At 66.9% G+C, this 25,379-nt stretch carries 20 protein-coding genes; 6 read left to right on the forward strand and 14 right to left on the reverse strand.

What is annotated here, in order from left to right:
• The first annotated feature begins 337 nt into the window (after window positions 1-337).
• From QF777_10995 to QF777_11005, 3 genes are all read left to right on the forward strand, one after another.
• Window positions 338-1,558: a betaine/proline/choline family ABC transporter ATP-binding protein gene (locus tag QF777_10995; protein ID MDP6912072.1), complete on the forward strand. Its 1,221-nt coding sequence runs from the start codon at window positions 338-340 to the stop codon at window positions 1,556-1,558.
• On the forward strand, window positions 1,555-4,353 hold the full coding sequence (locus QF777_11000; protein MDP6912073.1) for an ABC transporter permease subunit: 2,799 nt from the start codon (window positions 1,555-1,557) through the stop codon (window positions 4,351-4,353). The genes QF777_10995 and QF777_11000 overlap by 4 nt, the downstream gene beginning before the upstream one ends.
• Window positions 4,354-4,421: 68 nt before the next feature.
• The gene (locus tag QF777_11005; protein ID MDP6912074.1) at window positions 4,422-5,345 is read left to right on the forward strand and encodes an acyl-ACP desaturase; all 924 of its coding nucleotides are present in this window, start codon (window positions 4,422-4,424) and stop codon (window positions 5,343-5,345) included.
• Between the two features lie 9 nt (window positions 5,346-5,354).
• Here QF777_11005 and QF777_11010 read toward each other — a convergent pair whose 3' ends face one another.
• Complete coding sequence (locus QF777_11010; GenBank protein ID MDP6912075.1) at window positions 5,355-6,152, reverse strand: enoyl-CoA hydratase-related protein; 798 nt, start codon at window positions 6,150-6,152, stop codon at window positions 5,355-5,357.
• A gap of 77 nt (window positions 6,153-6,229) precedes the next feature.
• Here QF777_11010 and QF777_11015 point away from each other — a divergent pair, with 77 nt between their 5' ends.
• On the forward strand, window positions 6,230-7,027 hold the full coding sequence (locus QF777_11015) for a tyrosine-protein phosphatase (protein ID MDP6912076.1): 798 nt from the start codon (window positions 6,230-6,232) through the stop codon (window positions 7,025-7,027).
• 83 nt (window positions 7,028-7,110) lie between these two features.
• Here the strand turns inward: QF777_11015 and QF777_11020 are convergent, their stop codons facing one another.
• Together QF777_11020 and QF777_11025 are read right to left on the reverse strand one after the other, a co-directional pair.
• Complete coding sequence (locus QF777_11020; GenBank protein ID MDP6912077.1) at window positions 7,111-8,271, reverse strand: acyl-CoA dehydrogenase family protein; 1,161 nt, start codon at window positions 8,269-8,271, stop codon at window positions 7,111-7,113.
• A complete protein-coding gene (locus QF777_11025) occupies window positions 8,271-9,392 on the reverse strand; it encodes an acyl-CoA dehydrogenase (protein ID MDP6912078.1) in 1,122 nt (373 codons plus the stop codon). Before QF777_11025 ends, QF777_11020 begins: the two co-directional genes overlap by 1 nt.
• A gap of 104 nt (window positions 9,393-9,496) precedes the next feature.
• Between QF777_11025 and QF777_11030 the strand changes: the two genes are divergently transcribed.
• A complete protein-coding gene (locus QF777_11030; GenBank protein ID MDP6912079.1) occupies window positions 9,497-10,327 on the forward strand; it encodes an enoyl-CoA hydratase in 831 nt (276 codons plus the stop codon).
• 50 nt (window positions 10,328-10,377) lie between these two features.
• Here QF777_11030 and QF777_11035 read toward each other — a convergent pair whose 3' ends face one another.
• From QF777_11035 to QF777_11065, 7 genes are all read right to left on the reverse strand, one after another.
• Window positions 10,378-10,797 (reverse strand): PaaI family thioesterase, encoded by a 420-nt coding sequence (locus tag QF777_11035; GenBank protein MDP6912080.1) that lies wholly within the window; start codon window positions 10,795-10,797, stop codon window positions 10,378-10,380.
• A 28-nt stretch (window positions 10,798-10,825) separates the two neighbouring features.
• A complete protein-coding gene (locus QF777_11040; GenBank protein MDP6912081.1) occupies window positions 10,826-12,139 on the reverse strand; it encodes a Xaa-Pro peptidase family protein in 1,314 nt (437 codons plus the stop codon).
• A 36-nt stretch (window positions 12,140-12,175) separates the two neighbouring features.
• Window positions 12,176-14,749, reverse strand: coding sequence for an FAD-dependent oxidoreductase (locus tag QF777_11045; GenBank protein ID MDP6912082.1), 2,574 nt, complete (start codon window positions 14,747-14,749; stop codon window positions 12,176-12,178).
• Window positions 14,750-14,774: 25 nt separating this feature from the next.
• Window positions 14,775-16,307, reverse strand: coding sequence for a trimethylamine methyltransferase family protein (locus tag QF777_11050; protein MDP6912083.1), 1,533 nt, complete (start codon window positions 16,305-16,307; stop codon window positions 14,775-14,777).
• A gap of 37 nt (window positions 16,308-16,344) precedes the next feature.
• Window positions 16,345-17,568, reverse strand: a complete 1,224-nt coding sequence (locus QF777_11055) for a mandelate racemase/muconate lactonizing enzyme family protein (protein ID MDP6912084.1) — start codon at window positions 17,566-17,568, stop codon at window positions 16,345-16,347.
• The gene (locus QF777_11060) at window positions 17,562-18,791 is read right to left on the reverse strand and encodes an alcohol dehydrogenase catalytic domain-containing protein (protein ID MDP6912085.1); all 1,230 of its coding nucleotides are present in this window, start codon (window positions 18,789-18,791) and stop codon (window positions 17,562-17,564) included. Before QF777_11060 ends, QF777_11055 begins: the two co-directional genes overlap by 7 nt.
• Window positions 18,792-18,899: 108 nt before the next feature.
• Window positions 18,900-19,925 carry an LLM class F420-dependent oxidoreductase gene (locus tag QF777_11065; protein ID MDP6912086.1) on the reverse strand — a complete coding sequence of 342 codons (1,026 nt, stop codon included), beginning with the start codon at window positions 19,923-19,925 and terminating at the stop codon, window positions 18,900-18,902.
• Window positions 19,926-20,043: 118 nt separating this feature from the next.
• On the opposite strand from QF777_11065, the gene QF777_11070 reads away from it, so the two are divergent.
• A complete protein-coding gene (locus QF777_11070; GenBank protein ID MDP6912087.1) occupies window positions 20,044-22,266 on the forward strand; it encodes a prolyl oligopeptidase family serine peptidase in 2,223 nt (740 codons plus the stop codon).
• 39 nt (window positions 22,267-22,305) lie between these two features.
• Here the strand turns inward: QF777_11070 and QF777_11075 are convergent, their stop codons facing one another.
• The 4 genes from QF777_11075 to QF777_11090 are packed head-to-tail and all read right to left on the reverse strand — an operon-like array spanning window position 22,306 to window position 25,352.
• On the reverse strand, window positions 22,306-23,100 hold the full coding sequence (locus QF777_11075) for an SDR family oxidoreductase (GenBank protein MDP6912088.1): 795 nt from the start codon (window positions 23,098-23,100) through the stop codon (window positions 22,306-22,308).
• A gap of 10 nt (window positions 23,101-23,110) precedes the next feature.
• On the reverse strand, window positions 23,111-23,800 hold the full coding sequence (locus QF777_11080) for an ATP-binding cassette domain-containing protein (GenBank protein ID MDP6912089.1): 690 nt from the start codon (window positions 23,798-23,800) through the stop codon (window positions 23,111-23,113).
• Between the two features lie 5 nt (window positions 23,801-23,805).
• Window positions 23,806-24,594 (reverse strand): ABC transporter permease, encoded by a 789-nt coding sequence (locus QF777_11085; protein MDP6912090.1) that lies wholly within the window; start codon window positions 24,592-24,594, stop codon window positions 23,806-23,808.
• Window positions 24,591-25,352, reverse strand: a complete 762-nt coding sequence (locus QF777_11090) for a substrate-binding domain-containing protein (protein ID MDP6912091.1) — start codon at window positions 25,350-25,352, stop codon at window positions 24,591-24,593. The genes QF777_11085 and QF777_11090 overlap by 4 nt, the downstream gene beginning before the upstream one ends.
• Window positions 25,353-25,379: the final 27 nt, after the last annotated feature.

Below are 25,379 nucleotides of genomic sequence, written 5' to 3' on the forward strand. Positions count from 1 at the left end.
GTCCCTCTCTGAGGGGCAGGCAACGGGACACGGTGACCGGAGGCCGGGCCCACAAGGGCCCGGCCTCCCACCGTTTTCAGAAGCGGTTTTCAGAGGCAGTGTCCTGGCGCGCCACCATTCAGGAAAGAGGCGGTGCCTGATCCAGCGGCCGGGACGTTTGCATAGGGTCGTTCTGGTCGTTCTGGTCGTTCTGGTCGTTCTGGTCGGCGGGTCAGGCGACCGGGTGCGGCGACTGCGACGGCGGCGGGAGGGCCCTGCTATCTTCCGTCCTGAAGTAGAGCCTGTTTATGGGAACTAATGGCTCTACTTGGAGACAATCAGTCACCGAGGGGGACGCATGTCGGACGAAGAGCCGATCATCGCACTGGAAAACGTCTACAAGATCTTCGGCCCGAATCCGCGGGGTCGGGCCTTCGACCTCTGCTCGTCAGACGTCGGGAAGGACGAGGTGCAGCGCCAGACCGGCCACGTGGTCGGCATGCACGACATCTCCTTCTCTGTCAACAAGGGCGAGATCTTCGTGGTCATGGGCCTTTCGGGTTCCGGCAAGTCCACAGCCATCCGGACGGTCAACAAGCTCCACGACACCACCCACGGGCGGGTCATGGTGGAGGGCACCGACGTCCAGGAGTTGACTGGGGCGGCCCTGCAGTCCTTTCGCCGCGAGAAGCTGGCCATGGTGTTCCAGCACTTTGCCTTGTTCCCCCATCGCAACGTGATTGACAATACGGCCTATGGGCTCAAGGTCCAGGGCGTGGAGAAGCGGGAACGCCACGAGGCGGCCATTGAGGCCCTGGCCATGGTCGGTCTCGAGGCCTACGCCTTCAACTCCACCCGTCAGCTCTCGGGCGGAATGCAACAGCGTGTCGGCTTGGCCCGCGCTCTGTGCTCCAACCCGGAGATCCTGCTCATGGACGAGGCGTTCAGCGCCCTGGATCCGCTGATTCGTCGCCAGATGCAGGACGAATTGATGGCCATCCAGTCCAAACTCCACAAGACGATCTTGTTCATCACCCACGATCTGAACGAGGCCCTGCGGATCGGCAACCGGGTATGCATCCTGCGCGACGGCAAGGTCATCCAGATCGGTACCCCCGAGGAGATTCTGACCCAGCCGGCCGACGGCTACGTGGCCGAGTTCGTGCAGGACGTCGACCAGGGTCGGGTCATCGACGTGGGCAAGGTCATGAACCAGCCGGTCATCCTGGATCCGTCCCGCACCCTCACCGAATGTGTGGACGCCATGGGCGACCGACGGGGCGGCTTCTGCTGCGATGCTGACGGTCGGCCCACCGCCTTGCTGGCCATGACTGATGCGGCTACCGCACTGGCCCATGGTACGACTGACCTGACGTCCGTCCTGCGATCGGACTTCGACACCACGACCGCTGAGGCACGGTTCAACGACAACTATGCGGCGGCTGGTCGGGGACTCCCGATTGCCGTCCTGGATGAAACGGGTCGAATCGTCGGCGAGCTCGAACCCCGGGAGATCATGGAAGAGATGGGACGCGTCGAACAGTTGGTAGATGGCTTTGAGCGGGAGGTGTTCCTGTGAGCGCCGCGAGTTGGATCGTCGCCGCCGAGACGGGTGATTGGACGGGTCGGGCCGAGGGCGTCGGGTTGTCCGATACCAGGGTCCTCGATCAGTTCCAGTTGCCGATCGGCCACTGGTTCGACCAGATGGTCGACTGGATGGACGTCAACGCTGAGTGGTTCCTCAACGCTGTCAAGTGGCCGTTCGAGTTCCTCCTGGAGAACTTCGTCAACGACTTCCTTCTGACCCTCCCCTGGTACCAGGTGGTCATCTTCACGGCGATCCTCGGGTCACTGCTCCGGACCCCAAAGATCGGCATCATGGCCGCCGCTGGGCTGACGATGTGCGGCCTGCTGGGCGCCATGTACTGGGTCGAGACCATGCGGACCATCGGCATGGTGCTCGTCGCCGTCGGATTGTGTGCTCTGATCGGTATCCCACTGGGCGTGATCTGCGCGCGTGTGGACTCGATATGGAACGTGACCAGACCAGTTCTGGACGCTATGCAGACGGTCCACACGTTCGTCTACATGGTGCCGTTCGTGTTCTTCTTCAGCATCGGAGTCGTCCCGGCGACCATGGTGACGATGATCTACGCCCTGCCGCCGCTAGTTCGCATGGTGAACCTTGGTATCCGACACGTTCCTGAGGACGTGGTGGAGGCCAGTCGGGCCTACGGCGCCACCGAACTCCGGGTGCTCACCGACGTGCAGCTGCCGCTGGCCAAGCCGTCGATCATGGCGGGCCTCAATCAGACCCTGATGCTGGCCATCGCCATGGTGGGTATCGCAGCCATCATGGGGGCTTCGGGCCTCGGTCTTCTGGTCTTCCGGGCCGTCCAGAACCTGGACGTGGGCCTCGGTATCTCATCCGGCCTGGCCCTGTGGACCGTGGCTGTCGTCCTTGACCGGCTGTCCCAGCCCGAGGAAGGCGGCGGTGACAATCTGCTGACCCGGATCCGTGAGGCCATGGCCAACCGTCGGGATCCCGAGGAACTTCTCAAGAAGATCGAGGCCGCCGAGACTGATGACCAGAAGGCGGCCAAGGTCGTCCACGTGGAGCACGAGGTTGTCGCTGGGGCCCGCGAGCGTCTCGGTATGGCCGTCGTGGGCTTGGCCGGGGTAGTGGCCGTTCTCTCCACCCTCATGACCTGGGGCAGCGGTGCGGGACTGTTCTCCAGTCACTCACGGGCGGTTGACATTGACCTTGCCGGCCAGTCGTTCAATGGCTACCAAGCCTCCGGTGGTAGTTGGTCAGGCATGGTCGTCCTGTTCTTGGGCTTCTTCTCAGTCATGGCTGCCGGTTCTTGCCTGACCTGGACGGGAGGCATCGGGCGCCTCCGTGGCCCCGGTGGCCTGGCCGCGGCGGCGGTCGGCGTACTTGCCGCCGTGTTCGCCTACCCGATCCTCGGCCAGTTTGACGGCTATACGACGTTGTCGAATCTCGAAGGCCATGAAGCGCAGGCCGTCTGGGCAGTGGCAATCGAGGTCCTGGCCATTCCGGCCATTCTGGGCTTGGTCCTCGGACTGGCTGGGGCGGCCGTGCCACTCCGTTGGCGAACCGTCGGGATCTGGGCGTTCACCGCTGGGATCCTCGGCCACTACTTCGAATCTCCGCTAGGCCTCGATGCCCTCGTGGTAGCCATCCTCGTGGTGGTCGTCATAGCTGTTGCTGTGAGCCTCCTGGGGCGTACAAGCCTTCTGGATGTCACTCGCGGGACTTGGAACGACCTGGCTGCCGGTGGGGTGATCGCCGTGTTGGGTGTCACCGCGGCCCCGGTGACCAGCCTCCTGGATGTGAAGGACGTGGTGGCCCTGGCCGCTGTTGCAGTGATCTACCGGCTGGTCAGCCAACGATCGGACCAGCGGACATCGCTGGTGGTGGCCGTGGTGGGGGCGGTGTTCCTCCGCTGGCTCGTGATCGGCAGCGTCGGCAGTGGCGATTCGGCCCTCTTCCTGGACACCCAGATTCTGGCCACGGTGGCCATCGGGTTTCTGGTGGCTGGCACCGTCCGGTCGGGATCCCGCTGGTTCGGGGCCGACATAATGGTCATCACGTCGGCCTGCATGCTGATCTCCTCACTCACCTACCGGGTGGCGTCGCCCCACGCCGATGTCGAGGGCTACAGCCACGGTGGCGGATCAATGGTGGCCATCGTGGCCAGCATCGTCATGCTTGTCGGTGCCCTACTGGCTCTCCAGACGGCCCCGTACTCGGCATTCCGACCGCTCGAGCGTGTGGTCGCCTGGGGTCGCATGGGTACGGGCATCCTCGCTGTGGCCCTAGTTGTCATCGGTGGGTTCTCGGCGTGGACGTACGACGAGCGTGTCAACGACGAACTTCCTCCCGAACTGGTGGAAGAGATGGAGCGACTCCGTGCCGAGGCCAAGGAGAACCCGGCGTTGGCCGCGACCAACACCAGCAAGGTCACGTCGCTTCGCAACAAGTTCCGTCGGAACGCGCAGACGATCACCGACGGCTACAGCGACGAGGGGGCTGGGCTGTCCCGGCTAGCCATCGCGGTGGCGGCCATCGGCGCCCTCCTGACCATTCCGTCTTCGGGGCTCGCTGGATTGGACGAGAACAGGAGATGGAGGTGGAGCGCCGCGGTGGCGGCCGCCGGCGGCGGCCTGGCGCTCATCGGTATCGTCTGGGTCGCCAGCCTGGCCCGGGTCTCGGACCTGAACGTGGTAACTGGTGCCGGAGCGTTCCTGACGATGTTTTCCGGGGCCATCCTGGCGGTGACCTCCAAGAAGATTCTGCTGGAGTTCCGTCGGAACAAGACCTACGACGACGTCGAGGCGGCCGCAGTCTGAGGATGCCGATGGTGGCCGTAGCATTGTGCTGACCGGCCCCCGTCGGCTTTCTCCCTGATCGGATCCCCGTGACAGCCTCCACTGAGTCGTTTGAGTTGGTCGCCAGCGTCGAGCCCGAGATCGTCCGTCTCATGGACGAGCATCGGGAGCGTCGTCAGCACTGGTACGCCCACGACGTGGTGCCGTGGGAGATGGGTCGCAGCTTCCGTGATGAGCCGTGGGACGAGTCTCAGGCCACGCTGTCACCCGAGGTCCGAACGGCTCTGCAGTTGAACCTCCTGACCGAGGACAACCTGCCCTACTACCACGCCAAGATTGCCGGGAGCTTCGATGCGGAGTCACCGATGGCCGAGTGGTCCCGCCTGTGGACCGCTGAGGAGGGTCAGCATTCCATCGCCATCCGCAACTATCTGTTGGCTACCAGGAATTGTGATCCGGCCCAGCTGGAGGACGAGCGGGTGGCCACGGTGACTAAGGGTTGGACCTACGACTCGCCGTGCCCGGTCGAGGTGTTTGCCTACACATCAGTTCAGGAACTGGCTACACGTATCAGCCACCGCAACGCCGGCGTAAAGGCCGACTGCGAGGTCGCACACGAGGTCATGACCCGGGTGGCGGTCGACGAGAACCATCACTTCATGTTTTACCGGGGGGTCACCGCGGCGATGCTGAAGCAGGCGCCCGGCTCCGTGCTGGGCACCATCCATCAGGTGTTGGCCAACTTCCAGATGCCGGGCATCGGGATCCCGAACTTCAACCGGCGGGCCGTGGCCATTGCCCGAGCCGGGATCTACAACCTGCGGATCCACGCCGAGCAGGTCGTGCAGCCCCTTCTTCGCCACTGGCGGATCGACGCCATTGAAGGACTCGACGCTCGGGCATCGGAACTTCAGGAGAAGATCCTGTCCATTCCCGACACCCTGATCGTCCAGGCCGAGGCCTTTGAGGCCCGCCTGTCCAAGCGCGATGCCCGGACGGCTGCCGGAGCCTGACCCGAGGGTTTAGTCGGTAGCGCGGCCCTCAGTGGCGGCGTCCTTGATCCGACCCCGTAGGTCGGCCAGGTTCTCTTGAATGGCCGGCACGTGGGGGGCAATGGCACCGATGTCGGCCGCGGCCCGGATGGCCGTGCGGGCCCCCATGGCATCCATGGCCCGGTACACCCAGCGCTTGTTGAGCTGGAGCAGTTCGTGGGGCACGCCGGCGATTCGCTCGGCGACGGCCAGCACCGATTCCTCCAGCTCGTCGGCCGGGTAGGACCGGTTGGCGTAGCCGGTCCGGACGGCTTCGGCGGCGTCCATGGCGTCACCGGTCAGAACCATTTCCATGGAGTTGCGTACTCCGACCAGCCACGGGTGGACGGAGAAGTCGGGCGTACCGGCCACCCGCAGCACGGGATGCGAGATGGTGGCGTCGTCGGCCAGGTAGACGAGGTCGCACGCGGCAGCCAGCTCTGATCCACCGGCCATGGCGTAGCCGTGGACCTGGGCGATGACCGGTTTGGCCAGGTCCCACAACGAAAGCCAACCGTCGGTGACGTGACGGGCCCATGTTCCGTCGCCGCCCGGCGTGTATGAGGGTCGGTCGGCTTTCAGGTCCGAGCTGAGGTCGTAGCCCGACGAGAAGCACGGACCGGCACCCCGTAGCACGGTCACGTGGACGGTGTCGTCGCGATCTGCGGCCCGGAGAGCCTCGAAAAGTTCGCCCCGTAGGGCGTTGTCCAGGGCGTTGCGCTTCTCGGGCCGGTTCAGGGTGAGGCGACGGACTCCGGGTCGGGGGTCGTCGACCAGAAGGTCGGACATGTCGCCGATGTTAGGGGCACCGGTGGTGGAGATTACTCGATTGTCGGACAGCCACGGAGCGGTGGCACGATGTCCCGATGCAGGAACCTGAGTCCCGTCCAGGCATGGAGGCCATCGCCAACTTCCGGGGGATCGGCGGGCTGGCAACCATCGACGGTCGCACCACGGTGGGCGGACTGGTATGGCGGTCCGGACATCTAGGGCGGGCCACCGACGCCGACGTGGCCCGCCTAGAGGCGTTGGCTATCCACACTGTGGTCGACCTACGGACTCCGGACGACATCGCTCACGACGGGGCCGACCTCGTGCCGGCCGGTGCGACGGAACATCTTGTGCCCATCCCGGATGACGCCGGAGCGGGTGCGGCCATCAGGGCCATGATCATGCGAGGCGACGAGGACGAGATGCGACACGTGTGGTCCGACGGCCGGGCGGCGGAAATCGCCGTGCGTGGGGCGGCCATGATGGTCACCGAACCCAGTCGGGTGGCGGTGTTCGCCGAAGTGTTCGACGTCGTGGCAGAACCGTCGAACTGGCCGTTGGTGTGGCACTGCTCGGCGGGCAAGGACCGGGCAGGCTGGGTCAGCACCGCGCTGCTGATGATCCTCGGGGTGGAACGCGACACGGTGGTTGCCCACTATCTGGAGAGCAACCGTGGCGCCGATGCCCGGGTGGCCGCCTTGGTCAGCAGTGGATTCGTGACCCCGGAAGCCCTCGAGTTGATGCGACCGTTCATAGAGGTCATGGAGGCTGCCGTTGTCGCCCAGATGGCTGCCGTGGACGAGCACTGGGGTGGCGCCGAGGCGATGTTCCGTAACGGCTTCGGCTTCACCGACGACCGGATCGCCGACCTACGGGGCCGACTCCTGGACTGAGGTGGTTTACCAGCGGACGGCGACGGGTCGTTAACCGAGCCGGACCCGGCCCGGGTGGTTCGTTGGGCGGGCCGGAACGGGCTTCAGCGGGCCCGGGGAAGCCCCAGGTGTCGTTCGGCCACGTTGTTGCGGTTGATCTCGGTGGTCCCGCCGTAGATGGTCACTACAGGCGAGTGTCGACCGTCGTAGTCGATCCAGCCATCGGCCGCCGCGCCGTCTACGCCGAATGAGAGGAGGCCCTCGGCGCCGGCCATCTGCTGGAACCAACCCACGGCCTGTTGGTAGCGTTCCGTGGCGTACAGCTTGGCCATCGAACCCTCAAGGCCCGGTAGACCACCGGTCGCGGCGATCCAGGCGGCCCGCAGGGTCAGCAGTTGGGAGACTTGGTTGGCCATGGCCGTGCGTGCCAGACGTTCCTGGAGCAACGGATCGTCGAGCATGGTGCCTCCATCGGGTGAGGGCGCCTCGGCGGCCCAGTTCCGGACGTGGTTCAGCAGGGGCACGGCCGGGTTGGTCCCGCCCATGACGCCCCGTTCGAAGGCCAGGGCCACGCCCATGACCGCCCATCCGCCGTTCACCTCTCCGAGGCGCCACTCGTCGCCCACCCGCACACCGCTGTAGAAGGTGGCGTTCGTCCGCTCGCTGGCCATGGTCGGCACGGGCTGGACCTCGATGCCCGGAAGACCCATGGGCACCAGGAACATGGTCAGACCCTTGTGCTTGGGGACATCGGGGTTGGTGCGGGTCAGGAGGATCACCCAGTCGGCCTCATGGGCCATGGTGGTCCACATTTTCTGACCGTCGATCACCCACTCGTCGCCATCGCGGACGGCTTTCGTGGTGATGGCCGCCACATCCGAACCATGGTCGGGCTCGCTGTAGCCGAGGCAGCAGTTGAACTCACCCGTCAGGAGCCGTTCGAGTACCTCCGTGTGGTGGAAATCGGTTCCCACGGCGTGGATGACGCCGGCCACCAACATGGTGACGGCCAGCCCGTCGTAGGGCGCTCCCGCCTTCTCGAGTTCGTTGAACAACACGTACAGCTCGATCGGGTCGCGGTCGCCATAGCCTGGCACCGCACCGGCCAACAGCCCGGCCTCGGCTAGGGCACTGTTGAAGTCCTTGTCGTTGAACGTGCCGCTGGCGTGCATCCGCTCGATCACGTCGACCGTCAGGTGCTCGTCGAGGAAGGCCCGCACCTCGGCCCGGAAGGCCTCGGTCCGCTCGCCCAGGGAGAAGTCCATCAGGACCTGCCTGTTTCCGGATTCGCCTGCGGCGAATCGTGGTGGGTCGACGCTGCTAGCCGGCCGTCAGCAGCGGCGAGGAACATCCCGGCGAGCCGTCGACATTCGCGGGCCGGATCGTCCAGCAGCCAGGTCAGGGCCCTGGCCCGGCGGTAGTACAGCTGGATGTCGTACTCCTCACTGAATCCGTAGCCGCCATGCACGTGGAGGCTGCGGTCGGTGGCCAGCACAGCAGCCTCGCCGGCAGCCACCAGCGACATAGCGGCCAGTACCGGGAAGTCGGTTACATCGTTGGCGTCTACGTCCAGGGTCCCGGTGATGCCGGCCGTCGCCCGGTCGCCGGCCCACGCCGCTTTGGCGGTCAAAAGGTGGGCGCCGTCGATCAGGCCCGGGAGGTCAGCCAGCAGGTGCTGGACAGCCTGGAAGCTGCCCACCGGCCGACCGAACTGTTCGCGCTCCTTGACGTAGCTGACGCCGAGGACGAGCGCCTCTCGGGCGATGCCGACCAGCGTGGCCGCAGTGAGGGTGCGCCACTCGTCGACGGCCCGTGCGTGGGCGGCAACGGCCTCGGGGCCCTCGACCAGGGTCTCGGCGTCGGCCAGGTCACGGTGGGCCAGCGGGAGGCAGCCGTGGTTCGCCAGATGGGCACCGAGGAGCAGGTCGGTGTGCTGGTCGATCACCAATCGGTCACCGTCGAGGGCCACCACCCGATGGGCTACGGCGCCGTTAGGAACGGTTCGGGCTACACCTTTGGTCGCCGGTCGTAAGGCCAACCCGACGATGGCGGATCCGGCCAGCACATCGTCGTTGCAGGCCGATGGATCAGTCAACCTGGCCAGGAGGCGGGTGGTCACTATGTGATCGACCAGGGGGAGGGGGGCGATGCGGCTCCCGGCCTCGGTAGCCACCACGGCTAGGTCGGCCAGCGATGCCCCACCGCCACCGACGGCCTCCGCGACGCCCATGCCCGGGGCGCCGGTCTCGAGCAGGCGTTCCCAGGCGGCGGCGTCGAAGCCGAACGGTTCGGCAGAGCGGGCGCGTGCTGGCCCGGTCTCACCGTCGAAGAACGCCGCGAACACCTCGCGAATCGATTCCTGATCCTCCGTCAGATTCAGGTCCACGGGCTGACCCTACCGAGGGAGCACCGGGCCGCCCGCTCCGGCCTTTCGTGACGTCGGACTCGCCGGACGGGTCGCCATGGCGGGTTCCGGTCTAGCGTCGACCCATGGCCGAACAGCAGGAACGTATCGAGTCGCAGGAACACACGGGTGCCGAGGGGCTGGATGTCGAGCGGGCCGGAGGCGTGGTCACCGTCACGTTGAACCGCCCCGAGGTCATGAACGCCATGACCGGGACGATGTTTGCCGAGTTCGGGCGGATCTTCCGCGACCTCCACGCCGATGAGACCGTGCGTTGCATCGTGCTCACCGGGGCCGGCGGGAACTTCTGCTCGGGCGCCGACGTAGGCGGCCAGTCCAAGCGGGCAGCCGGAGCAGTGTCCACCAACCCGCTGCGAAACCTCCGCCAGATCAAGGCCTCAGCTATGGCCCTGCACGACTGCCAGCATCCGGTAGTGGCCAAGGTCCACGGGGTGGCAGCCGGAGCCGGTTTGAACATGGCCCTAGGGTGTGATCTCGTCTATGCCGCTGACACCGCCCGATTCTCGGAGATCTTCGCTCGCCGGGGCCTGACCATCGATTTCGGTGGCTCGTGGGTGCTTCCCCGGCGGGTCGGCCTCCACCGGGCCAAGGAGTTGGCTCTGCTGGCCGAGGTGATCGATGCCGCGGAGGCTGACCGCATCGGGTTGGTGAACCGGATCCTGTCCGAAGCCGATCTGGACGCCCACGTGGATGACGTGGTGGCTCGCATCGCCGCCGGGCCGCCACTGGCCCTGTCGATGAGCAAGGCGTTACTCAATCAGGGGTCCCAGACGTCGATGTCCCAGGCATTAGAGGCCGAGGCGGCCACCCAGGCCACCAACTTCGGTACCGAGGACACCCGTGAGGCGGCTCGGGCTTGGATGGAGAAGCGGTCGCCTGACTTCCAGGGTCGATGACTGCGCCGGTCTGGACCGGGAACCTCTGAAGACACCACCGGCGAAACAGGTCACGGACCGGAGGGGAGCACGATCTGGGTCTGGGTGGTGATGGCCGCTGTCTTCCCGTCGTCGCGGATCACCTCGGTCTGGACCACGATGGTGGTGCGACCTACGTGCACCGGGGTGGACACGATGGTGGCAGTGCCCGAGCTGATGGGTCGAAGGAAGTTGGTCTTGGATTCGATGGTCGACGTGCCGGCTCCTGTTGGGAGGTTCTGGGCCGCGCACAGGGCGCCCGTCGAGTCGGCCACGGCCATGACGTAGCCGCCGTGCAGCCCGCCGAACACCGTGGTCCGCTGTTCGGTCCATTCCACGGTGGCCTCGACCCGGTCGGGTGAGGTCTCGACGACCGTCAGGCCGAGTACCTCGCAGAATGGCATGATCCGGCGGATAGTGGCCGTCAGGTCAGCGGACGATTCCTGTTCCATTGGTCGAGTCTGGCAGGCGGCCAGCGGTTCAGAGCCTTTCGAAGCGCTCCAGGTCCAGCGTCCACGGACTGAGGTTCTCGTGGCCCGTCTCGGTGATGAGCAGCTGGTTCTCCAGCTTCACACCCTGGCCGCCAGACCGGGCCCCCACGTAGGACTCGACAGTCAGGACCATGCCGGGTTCGAGCACTCCGTCGTAGCCGGAGTTGTCCCAGGCGCTGGGGAACGGAAGCGACGGGTACTCGTCGCACTGGCCGACCCCGTGGGACAGCACCGAGTAGTGGCGGTACTCCTCCTCGGGTGGATACCACGCCTTGTGGACCAGTTCATGGAATGTGGCACCGGGTTCGAAGAGTTCGGTGTTGCGGGTGATCTGCTCGACGGCCAGGTCGTGGGCGTGGCGGGCCGCTGGTGTGGGTGGGACATCACCGCACACCCAGGTCCGCGAGATGTCGGTCATCATTCCGAAGGCCCCCACGAGGTCGGTGTCGAAGGCCACCACGTCTCCGTTCCCGATGACCGCGGCGCTGCACTCCTGGAACCACGGGTTGGTGCGGTCCCCGGCGGTCAGCAGTCGGCATTCCATCCACTCGCCGTGGCGGGCCAGCATCTCGGCCCACAACACACCCCACAGCTGGTTCTCGGTCATGCCTGGACGCATGGCCTCGAACATCCTCCGGCATGAGACGAACGTGGCCTCCACCGAGCAACGCATGGCGCGGATCTCGTCGGGGCCCTTGATCTTTCGGGCCTGTTCCATGATCCGTGTGCCCTCCACGAGGGTCAGGCCCTCGTCGAGCAGCGACGTGATGCCAGCGGTGGTCGAGGAATCCACGGCGATCCGACGGGACCCCATCCCGTGGGTGCGGGCCGCGTCGGCGATCTCCTGAGCGAAGACCTTGGACTGCTCATCGATCCGGTCGCCGGCCAGGAAGTACGTGAAAGCCCGGGCTGGACGGACGTCGGTTACGAACTGGTTGTGGGCTGACAGGAACTCGCAGCCGGGGTAGTCGAACAGGATTAGCGTGCCGTCGGCGCCCACGAAGGCGTAGCGGGCCTGGTTGTGGAGCACCCAGACCTGCATGTTGGGTGCGTATGTCACGTACATGACGTTCAAGGGGTCGAATAACAGGATCCCATCTACCTCGGCGTCGGCCAGCTGGGTGACGGTGCGGTCCAGCCGGTAGCGCATCATGGCCGTCTCGTCGGGCAGATCCAGGCCGGCGGCTGCCCATTCGGAAAGCGCCGGCTCGCCGGGCCCCATGGCCATCCGGTGGCCGGTGGTGGCCGCCCGTCGGACCATCGGGTCGTTCGTCTGGTCCCGTGTCGGGGTGTCTTCGTTCAAGGAGTTCTCTCCTGCCGTTCTGGTTCTCGGCGGTCGTCAGCCCCGCATCCGGATGCCGGTTGGGTCGAACAGCGGCTCGTCTCGCCGGGTGGCTGGGCGACGCACACCAAGCACCTCGATCTCGAAGGCATCGGGCGGCGTGGCCGGGTCGGCTGCCGCTGCGGGCACGTAGCCCATGGCGCACGAGGCCTGCGACCAGTGGGCGTAGCCGCCTGACGTGGCCCAACCCACCACTTCACCGCCGTGCCAAATCGGCTCGTCGCCCAACACGTCGGACGCAGCACTGCCTACCGTTGTCCCGCTGCCGTTTTCCCCGGTTGGCGTTCCGCCGTCGTCAAGGGTGAACGTGCAGAGGCGACGTTCGGGGCCGGTCGCCCGGGCTGTCGCCGCGGCATCTCGGCCGATGAAGTTCCGGGCGGAGCCGTCCAACGACGTGAGTGCGACGAACGCATCGAGCCCGGACTCGGCGGGCGTGTAGATGGGCCGGAACTCGCTGGCCCAGCCCCCGAAGCCCTTGTCGAACCGCATCGAGTCCAGTGCCCGCAGCCCAAACAGTCGAATGCCGTGTGGTTCCCCGGCTTCCATCAGCAGGTCGAACAGCCGTTGCTGCAGCGAGGCGGGAACCCAGCATTCGTAGCCCAGGTCGCCGGTGAACGTGATACGGCCGACAATCGCCGGCACCATGCCCAGGTCCATCCGCTGGATGTCTCGGAACGCGAAGGCATTGGCCGACACGTCTGAACCCGTCCCGCCGGAGCTGGGGCTGGTGGGGCCCACCACGGAGGCCAGCACGTCGCGGGCCTTCGGGCCGGCGATGGAGAGCCCGGCTAACTCGGTGCCCAGTGGTCGATAGTTGACGTCACCGTCACCGCCGTCGGCCAGATGCGAGACGATCTGCTCGCGGAACCAGCGCTCGTGGTAGCCCTCGGCCACGCCGGAGCCCAGTACTAGGAAGGTCTCGGCACCGTCGAACGGTTCAGCCAACGTGGCCACCGTAAAGTCTCCGATGAGCTTTCCGTCGTGGTTCAGCATGGGGGCCAGCGCCATACGGCCCGGCGTCGGAATGCGGTTGGCCAGTACACGGTCGAGCAGCGCCCGGGCGCCCGGTCCGGTGAACTGGTGCTTGGCGAACCCGGTGGTCTCGATGAGACCCACCCCGGTGCGAACCGCATGGACCTCGTCGGCCACCACGTCGAAGGCGTTGGACCGGTGGAAGGTCACGTCCTCGGTGGGCTCGGCGCCGGGCCGCTGGAACCACAGGGCGGTCTCCAGCCCGTAGGAGGAGCCCCACACGGCATTGGCATCGTCTAGACGGTCGTGGATGGGTGAGGTGTACAACGGACGGGCGGCCGGCAGCTCCTCGTTGGGAAACGAAATGGAGAAACGTCGGCTGTAGTTCTCCATAACCTTGGCCCTGGTGTAACTCGGAGTCGTCCAGTCGCCGAAGCGGGCCACGTCCATGCCCCACACGTCGAATCCGGGGTCGCCGGTGGTCATCCAGTTGGCCATGGACAGACCGACGCCGCCGCCCTGACTGAGGCCGGCCATCACGCCGCAGGCCACCCAGTGGCCACGCTGGCCCTTGACTGGTCCAATGACCGGGTTGCCGTCGGGCGCGAAGGTAAACGGGCCGTTGATGACCTGTCGAATCCCGGCATCGGCGTAGACGGGGAAGTGCTCGAAGGCCAAGGCCAGTGACGGGGCGAGTCGTTCGAGGTCTGGGGTGAGCAGCTGGGATCCGAAGTCCCATGGGGTTTCCCGTTCAGACCACGGCACGCAGGCCTGCTCGTAGGTGCCCAATAGCAGGCCGCCGGCCTCGGCCCGGGTGTAGATCTCGCCGCCGAAGTCGACCGCTCCGATGCCGTACCCGCCGGTGGCGTCGAGCCACGGTCGGATCTCGGGGATCTCCTCGGTCAGCAGGTACATGTGCTCCATAGCCAGGATGGGCAGCTCGATCCCGCACATACGGCCCACCTCGCGGGCCCACAGGCCGCCGCAGTTCACGAAGTGCTCGCACGTGATGGTGCCCCGCTCGGTCACCACGTCCCACAGGCCGTCGGGCCGCTGGGCCACGTCATGGGCCCACGTGTTGCGATGGACCTGGGCGCCGGCCATCCGGGCCGCCGTGGCGTAGGCGTGGGTGACGCCCGACGGGTCGACGTGGCCGCCCACCGGGTCCCACAGGGCGCCCACGAAGTGTTCCTCGACTAGGAACGGGATCTTTTCGGCGGCCTCGGCCACCGAGATCAACTCGGTCTCCATGCCTAGGTAGCGACCTCGAGCGTGGGCCATGCGAAGCCAGTCCATGCGGTCGGGGTCGTCGGCCAACATGACTTCGCCGGTCAGGTGGACGCCGCACGATACGCCTGATTCCTTCTCGAGGTCCTCGTAGAGCTGGACGGTGTAGCGCTGCAGGGCAGCCACGTTGGGGTCGCCGTTAAGGGTGTGCATGCCGCCCGCCGCGTGCCACGTGGACCCTGCGGTCAGTTCCCTGCGTTCCAACAGGACGGCGTCAGTCCAGCCGGCTTTCGTGAGGTGGTAGAGGACGCTGGCACCGACGACGCCACCACCGATTACCACGACCTGTGCGCTCTCGGGGAGGTCTGCCATGGAAGTGCTTCTCCTAGTTACGGGATCAGTAGTCGGTTTCGACGCCACCCTCGGCGACCCGGCGGGATAGGAACTCGTCGATGCCGGCCCGGCGCTCGGGTGCCATGGAGGGCTCGACATGGGCGTCGATCAGGGTGCGGGCCAAGGCCTCAGCCCGATGGTGAGATTCGACGCGGCCCTCTTCGTCCCACATCTCGAAGTTGGACCATTTTGAGACTAGGGGTTGGAAGTGTTCGGTGGCGTAGCGGTCCTGGGTGTGCTGGGTGCCGAAGAAGTGTCCGGCCGGCCCCACTTCGGCGATGGCCTCGACGGCCAGGGCGGCATCGTCGATGGTCACGGGTTGGAGCATGGCCGTCACCATGTTCAGCAGGTCGGCGTCGATTACGAATTTCTCGAAGGAGGTCAGCAGGCCGCCTTCCAGCCAACCAGTGCCGTGGAGGAGGAGGTTGACGCCACCCATGACCGCTCCCCAAACGGCGATGGTGCTCTCGGTTGCCGACTGGCTGTCGACGCTGTTGGACGCGTTGACATTCGACGAGCGGTAGGGCAGGTCGTAGCGCCGAGCCAGCTGGCCGCCTATTAGGCAGGCTTTCCAGTACTCGGGGGTGCCGAAGGCTGGTGCTCCGGAGCGCATGTCGACGTTGGAGGTGAAGCCGCCGTAGATGACCGGGGCCCCGGGTCGGACCACCTGTGTGTAGGCGATGCCGGCCAACGCCTCGGCGTTCTGGAGCACCAGGGCGCCGACCACCGTCACCGGTGCCATGGCGCCCGCCAGAGTGAATGGGGTGATGACGATGCACTGATTGCGGGCCGACATCTCCTGGATGCCGTGGAGCATCACCGTGTCGTAGCGCAGTGGGGTACTGGCGTTGATGACCGAGTACAGCGACGGCTGGGCGCTCATTGTGTGGTCGTCGACTCCCCGGGCCAGGCGGGTCATCTCGATGGCGTCAAGGTTTCGTTGGCGGCTGAGGCTGTAGACGAACGGCACCTTGTCCGAGAGGGTAAGCATGTCGTGAGTGGCATGCAGGTGGCGGACCGACGGGTGGAGGTCCATGGGTTCGACCGGGTAGCCGGCCACCGTGTGGACCACGTTGAGTACCTGGCCGAGCTTGAGCAGTTCGCGGTAGTCGTCGCGGTTGCCATCACGGCGGTCACGACCCAGCCCGGTCACGAACGGGGGGCTGGCCACGCTGGTGTAGGTGATGACGTCGCCGCCGATATGGAGGTCACGGTCCGGGTTCGGGGCGTGCAGGGTGAACTCGGCCGGGGCGGTGGCTATCAGGTGCTGGACGAGTTCGGGGTCAAAGCGAACCCGGTTGTCGGACACGTCACATCCGGCGTCGGCTAACTGTCGGCGGGCCGTGTCGTCCAGGAAGTCGATACCGGTCTCGGACAGGACCCGCAGCGAGGCCAGATGGATGGACTCCAGTTCGTCGTCGGACACGGCCCGCAATGGGTCGAATCGCATGCGGGGCTGCTGCCACGGCGGTTGCTCGCCTATCACGTCGCGGATCCGGGAACGCCCGCTGAGACGTCCCCGTCTGGAGCCGCTCATCAGGGGGACACCGGTGCCGTTGCCGACGGTCGGGCCATCAGGCGAGTCCTTCGTTGAACGACATGGGCTCGCCGCCTGCCTCCAGGTGGAGTTCTCCGTCCTCGTAGGGATGGGCCAGAGCGACATGCTCGTCGAGCACCACGCCGAGACCCGGTTCGGTCGATGGGATGACCATCCCGTCCTCCCAGCGGATGGGTGTCTCCAGCAGGTCGGCGTGGAAGCCGTCGAAGCGGTCGATCGACTCGAGGACCAAGAAGTTGGGGGTGCAGGCGGCCAGTGCGATGTTGGCGGCCGCCACGACCGGTCCGCAGTAACAGTGGGGGGCCAGCAACGCCTGGTGGACCTCGGCGATCGCCGCGATCTTCTTGCCCTGGAGGATCCCCCCGCTGCGACCCAGGTCGGGTTGCAGGATCGATGCCGCGCCGGCCCGGAGCACCGCCGCGAACTCCGACACGGTGGTTAGACGTTCGCCGGTGGCCACCGGGATGGTGGTGCCTGCCGCCACCCGGGCCATGCCCTCGAGATCGTCGGTCGGGACCGGCTCCTCGAACCAGAGCGGGTCGTAGGCCTCGAGGCGTCGGGCCAACCGGAGGGCGCCGGACGGAGTGAACTGGCCGTGGGTGCCGAATAGGAGGTCAGCCCGGTTACCGACCGCCTCGCGGACGGCCCGCGTGTAACGCTCCGAAAGGTCGAGGCGTTCGAGCGACGGCTGGCGGCCGTCAAACACCGTGTAGGGGCCGGCTGGGTCGAACTTGACCGCGGTGAACCCCTGGTCGACGGCCCGGACCGCTGCCTCGGCGGCCAGGTCGGGATTGGAGTAGAGGTTCGGCCCGTCGAGCGGGTCGTAGGCGTCCCCGTCATCGGGATACAGGTAGGTGTAGGAGCGCAGGCCTTCGTGGACCCGCCCACCCAGGAGGTCGTACACCGGCCGCCCCGTGGCCTTGCCGATGATGTCCCAGCACGCCATCTCCAGCGCGCTGATGATTCCGCACAGAGTGGGGTCGGGCCGCAGGGCGTAGCCGCTGCCGTAGGCCCGACGCCAGAATGACTCCACGTCGAACGGACGGTGACCCACCAGGTGACGGTCGGCCACGTCGACGATCATCTCGGCCACCAGGTGCGGGCCGACGGTGGCCACGTAGGCCTCGCCGATGCCCTCGATCCCGTCGTCGGTGGTCAGCTTCACGAAGATGAAGTAGCGGCCACCGTGTCGGGGTGGCGGGTTGCCGACCACGAAGGTCTCGACGTCGCGGATCAGCATGCTGCGGGCCCCCCTGCTGCCGTCGAAGTAGCAGCGGTCGTTGGATTTCCGGTGACCGTCCCGTTCGGGAGCACCACGGTTCGTACAACGTCGCCCCGCCAGACCTCGTCAAATGCATCCTGGATGTCGTCCAACGTGTGGGTGCTGGAGACCATGCCGGCTAGGTCAAGGCGCCCGGCTCGATGGTGGTCAACGAGCGCCGGGACGTCGACGGCCACCCGGGCAGTGCCCATCTTCGAACCGAGGATCGACTTGTTGGCGGCGGCCAGCCAGCTGGGAGCCACGTCGATGGTGACGTCGTCGCCGGCCATGCCCACGATGACCAGTTGGCCCATGGGGGCCAACAGGTCGATGGCGCCGTCGAGGGCTGCCGGCGCACCGGTGGTGACCAGCACGTGGTCGGCCAGGTGGCCACCCGTCGCCTCGGTGATGACGGCAGCCAAATGTCCGCCGGGGTGGCCGCTACCTGTCGAGCCGCCGGTCGGGTCAGCAGTCGGATCTGCGGTGTGGGTGGCGCCGAAACCCAGTGCGGCGTCACGCTTGTCGATCGCTGGGTCCACGGCCACAATCGGGTGGGCGCCGGCGAGACGGGCTGCCTGGATGGCGCCGATACCCACACCTCCGCAGCCCACCACGACCACCGTGTCGCCGGCGGCCACCCGGGCCGTGTTGGTAACCGCCCCCGAACCGGTAAGCACGCCACAACCCAGTAGCGAGGCGGCCACCAGGTCGACGTCAGCGGGCAGGGGCACGACCTGAGAGCGGTCGACGACTACTTGGGTGGCGAATCCACCCACGGCCAGGCCCTGAATGAGGGGTGCACCGCCGGCATCGGTCAGCGGGCTGGTCGCGTTAAGGGCGATGTCGCCCGTGCAGGCCACGTCGTGACCCCGGAGGCAGGCCCGGCAGTCACCGCAGGTTCGGATGAGCGAGATGACCACCGGGTCGCCGACGGAGAGATCGGTCAACTCGTCGTCCGCCTCCGGCTCGACCCCGATTTCGAGAATGCGCCCGGTGGCCTCGTGGCCCAGCACGAGTGGGAATTCGGTGACCCACGTGCCGTCGAGGTAGCTCAGGTCGGAGTGGCAGACGGCGCAGGCCTCGACCTCCACCCGGACCTCGCCGGGACCTGGGGCGGCCAGATGGACGTTCTCGATTTCGGTCGGGATGCCAACGCCTCGGCTCACCGCCGCACGGATGGTGATCCCCCGGCCCGTCGACACGGCGCGGAACCTACACCCGGGACGGGCTTCTGGACAGACGTTCCGCCCCGCCGCCGAGGGGGTCGGTCGTCCCAGTAAAGCGCCGGGCATCCTGATTGTGAGACATGTTCAGCCGAGCAGGATTTCGGCCACCTGGGCCAGATGACCGGCCGATCGGGGGGCCACGTTAAGCATGGTCACCGGGCTCTCCTCGAAGGCTGCCAGGCGGTCACGGATGCGCTCCGGGGTGCCGATCAGCGAGATTTCGTCTGCAAACCGGTCGGGCACAGCGGCAATGGCTTCGTCCCGTCGACCCTCAAGGAACAGGTCCTGGATACGGTCGGCTTCGGTGGCGAATCCCATTCGGGCCATCAACTTCGTGTGGAAGTTCTGCCCCTTGGCGCCCATGCCTCCCACGTAGAAGCCCAGCATGGCCTTCACCGGGGCCAGCGCCGAGGCGATGGCGTCAGTTGAATCATCCTCGGTGACGGTGACCGCGAGGTTCAACGCCACCTCGAAGTGGGCCGGGGCTCCGACCAACTGGTCGGCGTACACCTCAGGTCGGTAGGGCGAGTAGTACAGCGGCAGCCAGCCGTCGGCGATCTCGGCCGTCTGGGTCACGTTCTTCGGACCTTCGGCGCCGATGAAGATGGGGATGTCGGCCCGCAGGGGATGGACCATTACCTTCAGGGGCTTACCCAACCCCGTCGAACCTTCGCCTACGTAGGGGTGCTGGTGAAAGTCGCCGTCAAAGGACAGGTGATCGTCGCGCCGGAAGGCCTGCCGTAGGATCTCGACGTACTCGCGGGTGCGGGCCAGCGGGCGGTTGGACGGTTGGCCGTACCAACCCTCGACGACCTGGGGGCCCGACACGCCGAGGCCCAGGATGAGCCGGCCGTTCGAGAGATGGTCAAGGGTGACGGCGTGCATGGCCGTGGCCGTGGGCGTGCGGGCCGACATCTGGACGATGCCGGTGCCCAGACGAATGCGTTCGGTGTGGGCGGCCAACCAGACGAGCGGTGAGAAGGCGTCGCTGCCCCACGACTCAGCGGTCCACGCGGCGTCGTAGCCGAGGCGCTCGGCCTCCTGGACAAGGTCCACGAGATCAGCCGGGGGTTGTGCCCCCCAGTAGCCGAGGCTGAGGCCTAGTTGCATGGAGAGACCGGTCGCATGAAGAGATCGTCCCAGCGGTCAAGCCCTGGCGCCAATGCAGGCAACTAATCGGAAGCGGGCAGAAGCGGGCATCGCCCGGTGTCGGCCCTAGTGTCCGAACGTGATCGAAGCCACCGAGACGTTCCCACGCCAGCATGCACGGACCCGGCGCTTCACCTGTGGGGTACCGCGTGACATCCGGGTGGCCGATGACGGATCCCGGGTGGTTTTCCTGCGTTCGTTTTCAGGTGATGACCCGATCAACGCCCTCTGGTGGATGGACCCAGTAACCGGCGAGGAGCGATTGATCGCCGATCCGGGAGCGCTGTCCCCCGGAGACATTGCCGATGGCGAGGGGCCGTGCAAGGGGGCCGACGGGGTGCCGGCGGCCGAGTTGGCCCGCCGCGAGCGTGTCCGTGAATCTGGGGGTGGGATCGTGGCTTACGACGGGCTGCCCGACCTTTCGCGGTTGTGCTTCGTGCTCGACGGCCGAGTCTTCCTCGCCGAGGTACCCAGGCATGGAGACACAGGTGACGACCAGGGGCCCGTCGCCCGGGTGGTTGAGCTCCCGTCCAGCGGAGGTGCCTTCGATCCACGACTCAGCCCAGATGGCACGGCGGTGGCCTACGTGTCGGGTGCATCCGTCCGGACGACGGGGCCCGGTGGCGACCGCCGGGTGATCGGAGGATCCACGCCGACCGTGTCATGGGGGTCGGCCGAGTTCGTGGCCGCCGAGGAGATGGGTCGCAACCGTGGGCACTGGTGGTCGCCCGATGGTCGACGGATGTTGATCTCTAGGGTAGACACGGCACCGGTTGCCGAGTGGTGGATCTCGTCGCCGACGGAGCCGGCGACGCCGCCGCGGGCCATCCGGTATCCGGCTGCCGGCACGGTCAATGCCACGGTCGGCTTAGCTCTGGTTGACCTGGACGAAGCCGCTCCCACTACCGAGGGGGCCACCGGCAGTTCGACTATCGACGTGGACTGGAGCCAGGGCGCCACGTTCGAGTACCTGGCCGACGTGCACTGGCCAGTCGAGGGACGACCCCTGCTGGTCGTCCAGACCCGGGACCAACGAACGCTGGCCGTGCTGGAGGTGGATCCGTCCACGGGTGCCGTCGAGGAACGGCACCGGACGACCGATGAGCACTGGGTCGACCTGGTCCCGGGTTCGCCGTTGGTGGCCAATGGTTCCCTCTTCACCGTGGAGTCCAGGGACGGGGCCTACCGCTTGGTCCAGGACGGGATCGTCTTGTTTCCCAACTCCCTCGACGGGGTACAGGTGCGATCCATTGTCGGCGCTGACGGCGACGGCGACGGCGACCGGGCCGGTGTCGTGGTTCGCGCCTCGGCCGATCCTATGGACGTCGATGTCCTACGGATTCCCCTGGATGATGGATTGGTCGAAACGGTGTCCGGAGGAGGGGGCCTCCGCTCGGCGGTGGTCGGTGGTGGGGTCACGGTGGTGACGGTGGCAGACCTCGCTGGTTCGACTACCACGGTCCATCCGGGCGGGTTCGCGCTGTCCTCCCATGCTGAGAAGCCGGTGGTCCAGCCGCGCCCAACCTTCCACGTGGTCGGAGACCGGTCGCTGCGAGTCGCGGTGCTCCTGCCCGATGGTCACGACGGATCACCGCTTCCGGTTCTGCTGGATCCATACGGCGGACCGCATGCTCAACGGGTACAGCGGGTGCGGGGCCAGTACCTCACCTCCCAGTGGTTTGCCGACCGGGGCTTTGCCGTGGTGGTGGCTGACGGGCGGGGGACGCCGGGCCGTGGCCCCGCTTGGGATCGTGCGGTTCGTGGCAATCTGGCCGCACCGGTACTGGAGGATCAGGTTGATGCCCTGCACGCTGTGGCCACCACCGACGATCGACTGGACCTAGGGCGGGTGGCTATCCGGGGCTGGTCGTTTGGTGGCTACCTGGCGGCACTGGCCGTGCTACGCCGGCCCGACGTGTTCCACGCCGCGGTGGCTGGCGCGCCGGTCGCCGACTGGCGCCTCTACGACACCCACTACACCGAGCGTTATCTAGGTCATCCAGACGTGGAGCCCGAGAACTACCTGCGGAGTGGATTGTGCTCCGCCGAGGATTGGGCGCCCCGTGGGGTCGACGTGCCGGATCGCCCGCTGCTACTGGTTCATGGGTTGGCCGACGACAACGTGGTGGTCGCCCACACCCTCGCCCTGTCGCGGGCCCTACTGGAGGCCGGACGGCCCCATCAGGTCCTGCCGTTGTCGGGCGTCACCCACATGACCCCCCAGGTCGAGGTGGCCGAAAATCTGCTATTGGTGCAGTTGGTGTTCCTGCAGAAGTCTCTGGGGTTGGCGCCCCTGATCTAGTAGTGCCGGTCCAGGTGGTTCTGTTTCAGGCGAGCCGCGTCAGACGGCCGTCCAGCCGCCATCGACGGCCAGGATGTGTCCGGTGAGGTAGGAGCCGGCGTCCGAGGCCAGGAGTAGCAGGGCGCCGTCCAGTTCGTGAGCCAGCCCGCCCCGACCCATCGGCGTGCCCGACTCGACGTAACTCCGACCCGCGTTGGTGTGGAACATGTCGTCGGAGTTCATCTCGGTCTCGAACCATGCTGGGGCCAGTGCGTTGACCCGGATGCCCTTTCGAGCCCACTGCACGGCCAGCTCACGGGTCAGGTTGTGGAGGCCTCCCTTGGCCGCGGCGTATCCGGGTACGCGGAGGCGACCGCCGGATACCTGACCCAGAACCGAACCCACGTTGACCACCACGCCTGGGTGATTCTCGGAGATCCACCACCGGGCGGCCCGCCTGGCCAGTTCGTAGGGGGCCACCAGGTCGACAGCGAGCTCGTGGCGGAAGCCGTCCAGATCGTCGTCGACGGCCGGGACGACCCTTGAGATGCCAGCGTTGTTCACCAGTACGTCGATCCGACCGAAGTGGTCGATGGCGGAGTTGATGATGTGCTCCGGTCCGTCGTCGGCCGCCACGTCCACGCTGACGGCGAGCGCATCGGGAAGCTCGTCGGCCAGGGCCTGGATGCGTTCAGTGCGCCGGGCGGCCAGCACGAGCCTGGCCCCCACGTCGGACAACACCCGGGCGAACCGTTCGCCAAGGCCCGAGCTGGCGCCGGTGACCACCACGACCCGCCCGTCCAGGCGGAACCGTTGGAGTACCCCGTCTGGGGTCTGTCCGGAGGTGCTGTCCACGGACCGGACCCTAGAGCGGTGGGGCTCCGGCGATCTGACCGGCGGTGAGCTCCAGCACTCGATCGGCCAGGTCGGCTGCTTCAGTCGGATCGTGGGTGACTAACAGGGTGGCTGGTCGTTGGTCCCGATCGCCCAGCAGCGCGTGGATCTGCCGCCGAGACCCAGCATCGAGCGCCGTGGACGGTTCGTCGAGCAGGAGCAGGTCTGGATCAGTAGCCAGGGCGCGGGCCACCGCTACCCGCTGGGCCTGGCCGCCGGAACACTCGTTGGGCCGACGATCTACCAGATCCTGCAGGTGGAGCAATGCCAGGAGGGAATCCACCCGGTCGGGGGTGGAGTGGGGGCTAAACCCTACGTTGGCGGCCACCGTCAGGTGTTCAAAGAGCAGGCGGTCCTGGGGCACCCAACCGATCCGCCGAAAATGAGCAGGTACGAAGCCCCGGTCTGAGCCGTCGTCGACGGTTCTCCGACCGAGGTCCAGCCGTCCGTCGTTGAGGCGGACTAGTCCGGCCAGCAGCCGCAGGAGCGTGGTCTTGCCCGCCCCGTTGGGGCCGACTACGGCCACCAGCTCGCCGGGCAGCACGTCGAGGGCCACCCGGAGGGTCAGGTCGCCGACGGTGGCGGTGCCGTCCAGCTTCAGTACCGGTTCAGGGGAGGATTCCCGATCTAGTCCCGCATCTGGTTCCGGGCTGGGTGGCATCGCGCTCATCGTGTGGGGAGCCAACGGTGGCGTGTGGGGAGCAGAACGGCCAGCGACACGGCCAACAGCACGAGGCTGAGGGCGACGGCGGCCTCCGGGTCGGATTCGAGCGCCTGGAAGGTGGCCAGGGGCAGGGTTCGGGTCCGTCCCGGCAGGTTGCCGGCGAACGTGATGGTGGCTCCAAACTCGCCAAGGGCCCGGGCCCATGCCAGCGCCAGGCCGGCGCCCATGGCCGGGATTAGTCGGGGCACGGTGATGCGTCGGAGAACGGTCAGCGGGTCGGCGCCCAGCGTTGCCGCGACCTGTTCGAGATCCTCGCCGGAGGTACGCAGCGCCCCCTCAACGGTGATCACGTAGAAGGGGAGGGCTACGAAGGTGGCGGCCACCACGGCACCGGCCGTGGTGAATGGCAGCGTCACGTCGAACCACCGTTCCAGCCACTGGCCAACCAGGCCGCGGCGACCCAAGGCGAACAGTAGAGCAGTACCACCAACGACCGGCGGCAGCACCATGGGCAGGACCACGAGTGTCCGGACGAGCCGCCGGAAGGGCACGGCGACCCGGGCAAGGACCCAGGCCATCGGTGTTCCCAGCACGAGGACGATGCCGGCGGCCGTCAGGCTGACGAGGAGCGACACCCCGAGGGCCTCGACCACCTCGCGCCGTCGGAGAAGGTTGACCAGACCGGACCACGGTGCCCGCTGCAGCAGCGCTAGCACTGGGAGGGTGAGGAAGGCCATAGCCAACGCGGCGACCACCAGCACCGACCGGGGAGCGTTCGGCGGTCGGGTCATCGAGTTGGCCCCGTGACGAATCCGTGCTCGGTGAGGATCTTTCGGGCCTGGTCGCTGGTAAGGAACGTCACGAACGGATTTCCGGACAGCGACAGGCTGGCGGCCGCGTAGGTGATGCAGGGACAGGTCGGTTTCTGAGGCCATGCTGGGGCCAGCCCCGCATGAGCCGACACGTCGGTGGCGTAGACGATGCCGAGGTCCGCCTCGTCGAGGGCCAGTCGGGCGACCACGGCCCGTGCGCTGGGTTCGAACGAGTCGACGGGAAGGTCGCCGAAGCGGGCTGCCGCAGCATCGCCGCATGGGACCCCGGCGGCGCAGGCCACCAGCACCAGTGACGGGTCGCGCAGGTCGGCCGGTCGACGTTCCGGTCCGGTTGTGGGTCGGGCCACCACGAGATGGTTGATGGCCAGATCGTGGATAGCGGTCGGCACGTGGTCCGCCACCTGATCTGTCGCCTGGTTGAGGAGAAGCCGGCGCTGAAGGTCATCGAACAGATCGGCGTCGGCGGTCAGGAACGCGTCGGCGGGCGCGCCGTCACGGACCTGGGCGGCTAGATGGTTGGATCCGCCTGCCACCAACTCCACGACCACTCCCGATGTCGAGGCCCACTCGTCGGCCAGGTCCGCGGCTACGTCGGTCAACGACGAGGCCACGAATACGGTCAGTGCCGTGTCGCCCGGAGACTCGGTGCACCCCGTGGCGCCCAGCCAGGCCACGACGGCCAACAGGATCGCCCTGGAGGACAGGTGGGTCCACATCGTCAGTTGAGAAGGTGCCTGTGTCCG

The organism is Acidimicrobiales bacterium (assembly GCA_030747595.1).
GTDB lineage: Bacteria > Actinomycetota > Acidimicrobiia > Acidimicrobiales > MedAcidi-G1 > UBA9410.

Coding starts and splice junctions, on each gene's coding strand:
- QF777_11050 (MDP6912083.1), bottom strand. CDS start 16,307: ATGAGCGGCTCCAGACGGGGACGTCTCAGCGGGCGTTCCCGGATCCGC.
- QF777_11090 (MDP6912091.1), bottom strand. CDS start 25,352: ATGTGGACCCACCTGTCCTCCAGGGCGATCCTGTTGGCCGTCGTGGCC.
- QF777_11015 (MDP6912076.1), top strand. CDS start 6,230: ATGCAGGAACCTGAGTCCCGTCCAGGCATGGAGGCCATCGCCAACTTC.
- QF777_10995 (MDP6912072.1), top strand. CDS start 338: ATGTCGGACGAAGAGCCGATCATCGCACTGGAAAACGTCTACAAGATC.
- QF777_11030 (MDP6912079.1), top strand. CDS start 9,497: ATGGCCGAACAGCAGGAACGTATCGAGTCGCAGGAACACACGGGTGCC.
- QF777_11080 (MDP6912089.1), bottom strand. CDS start 23,800: ATGCCACCCAGCCCGGAACCAGATGCGGGACTAGATCGGGAATCCTCC.
- QF777_11055 (MDP6912084.1), bottom strand. CDS start 17,568: ATGCTGATCCGCGACGTCGAGACCTTCGTGGTCGGCAACCCGCCACCC.
- QF777_11035 (MDP6912080.1), bottom strand. CDS start 10,797: ATGGAACAGGAATCGTCCGCTGACCTGACGGCCACTATCCGCCGGATC.
- QF777_11085 (MDP6912090.1), bottom strand. CDS start 24,594: ATGACCCGACCGCCGAACGCTCCCCGGTCGGTGCTGGTGGTCGCCGCG.
- QF777_11020 (MDP6912077.1), bottom strand. CDS start 8,271: ATGGACTTCTCCCTGGGCGAGCGGACCGAGGCCTTCCGGGCCGAGGTG.
- QF777_11065 (MDP6912086.1), bottom strand. CDS start 19,925: ATGCAACTAGGCCTCAGCCTCGGCTACTGGGGGGCACAACCCCCGGCT.
- QF777_11010 (MDP6912075.1), bottom strand. CDS start 6,152: ATGTCCGACCTTCTGGTCGACGACCCCCGACCCGGAGTCCGTCGCCTC.
- QF777_11045 (MDP6912082.1), bottom strand. CDS start 14,749: ATGGCAGACCTCCCCGAGAGCGCACAGGTCGTGGTAATCGGTGGTGGC.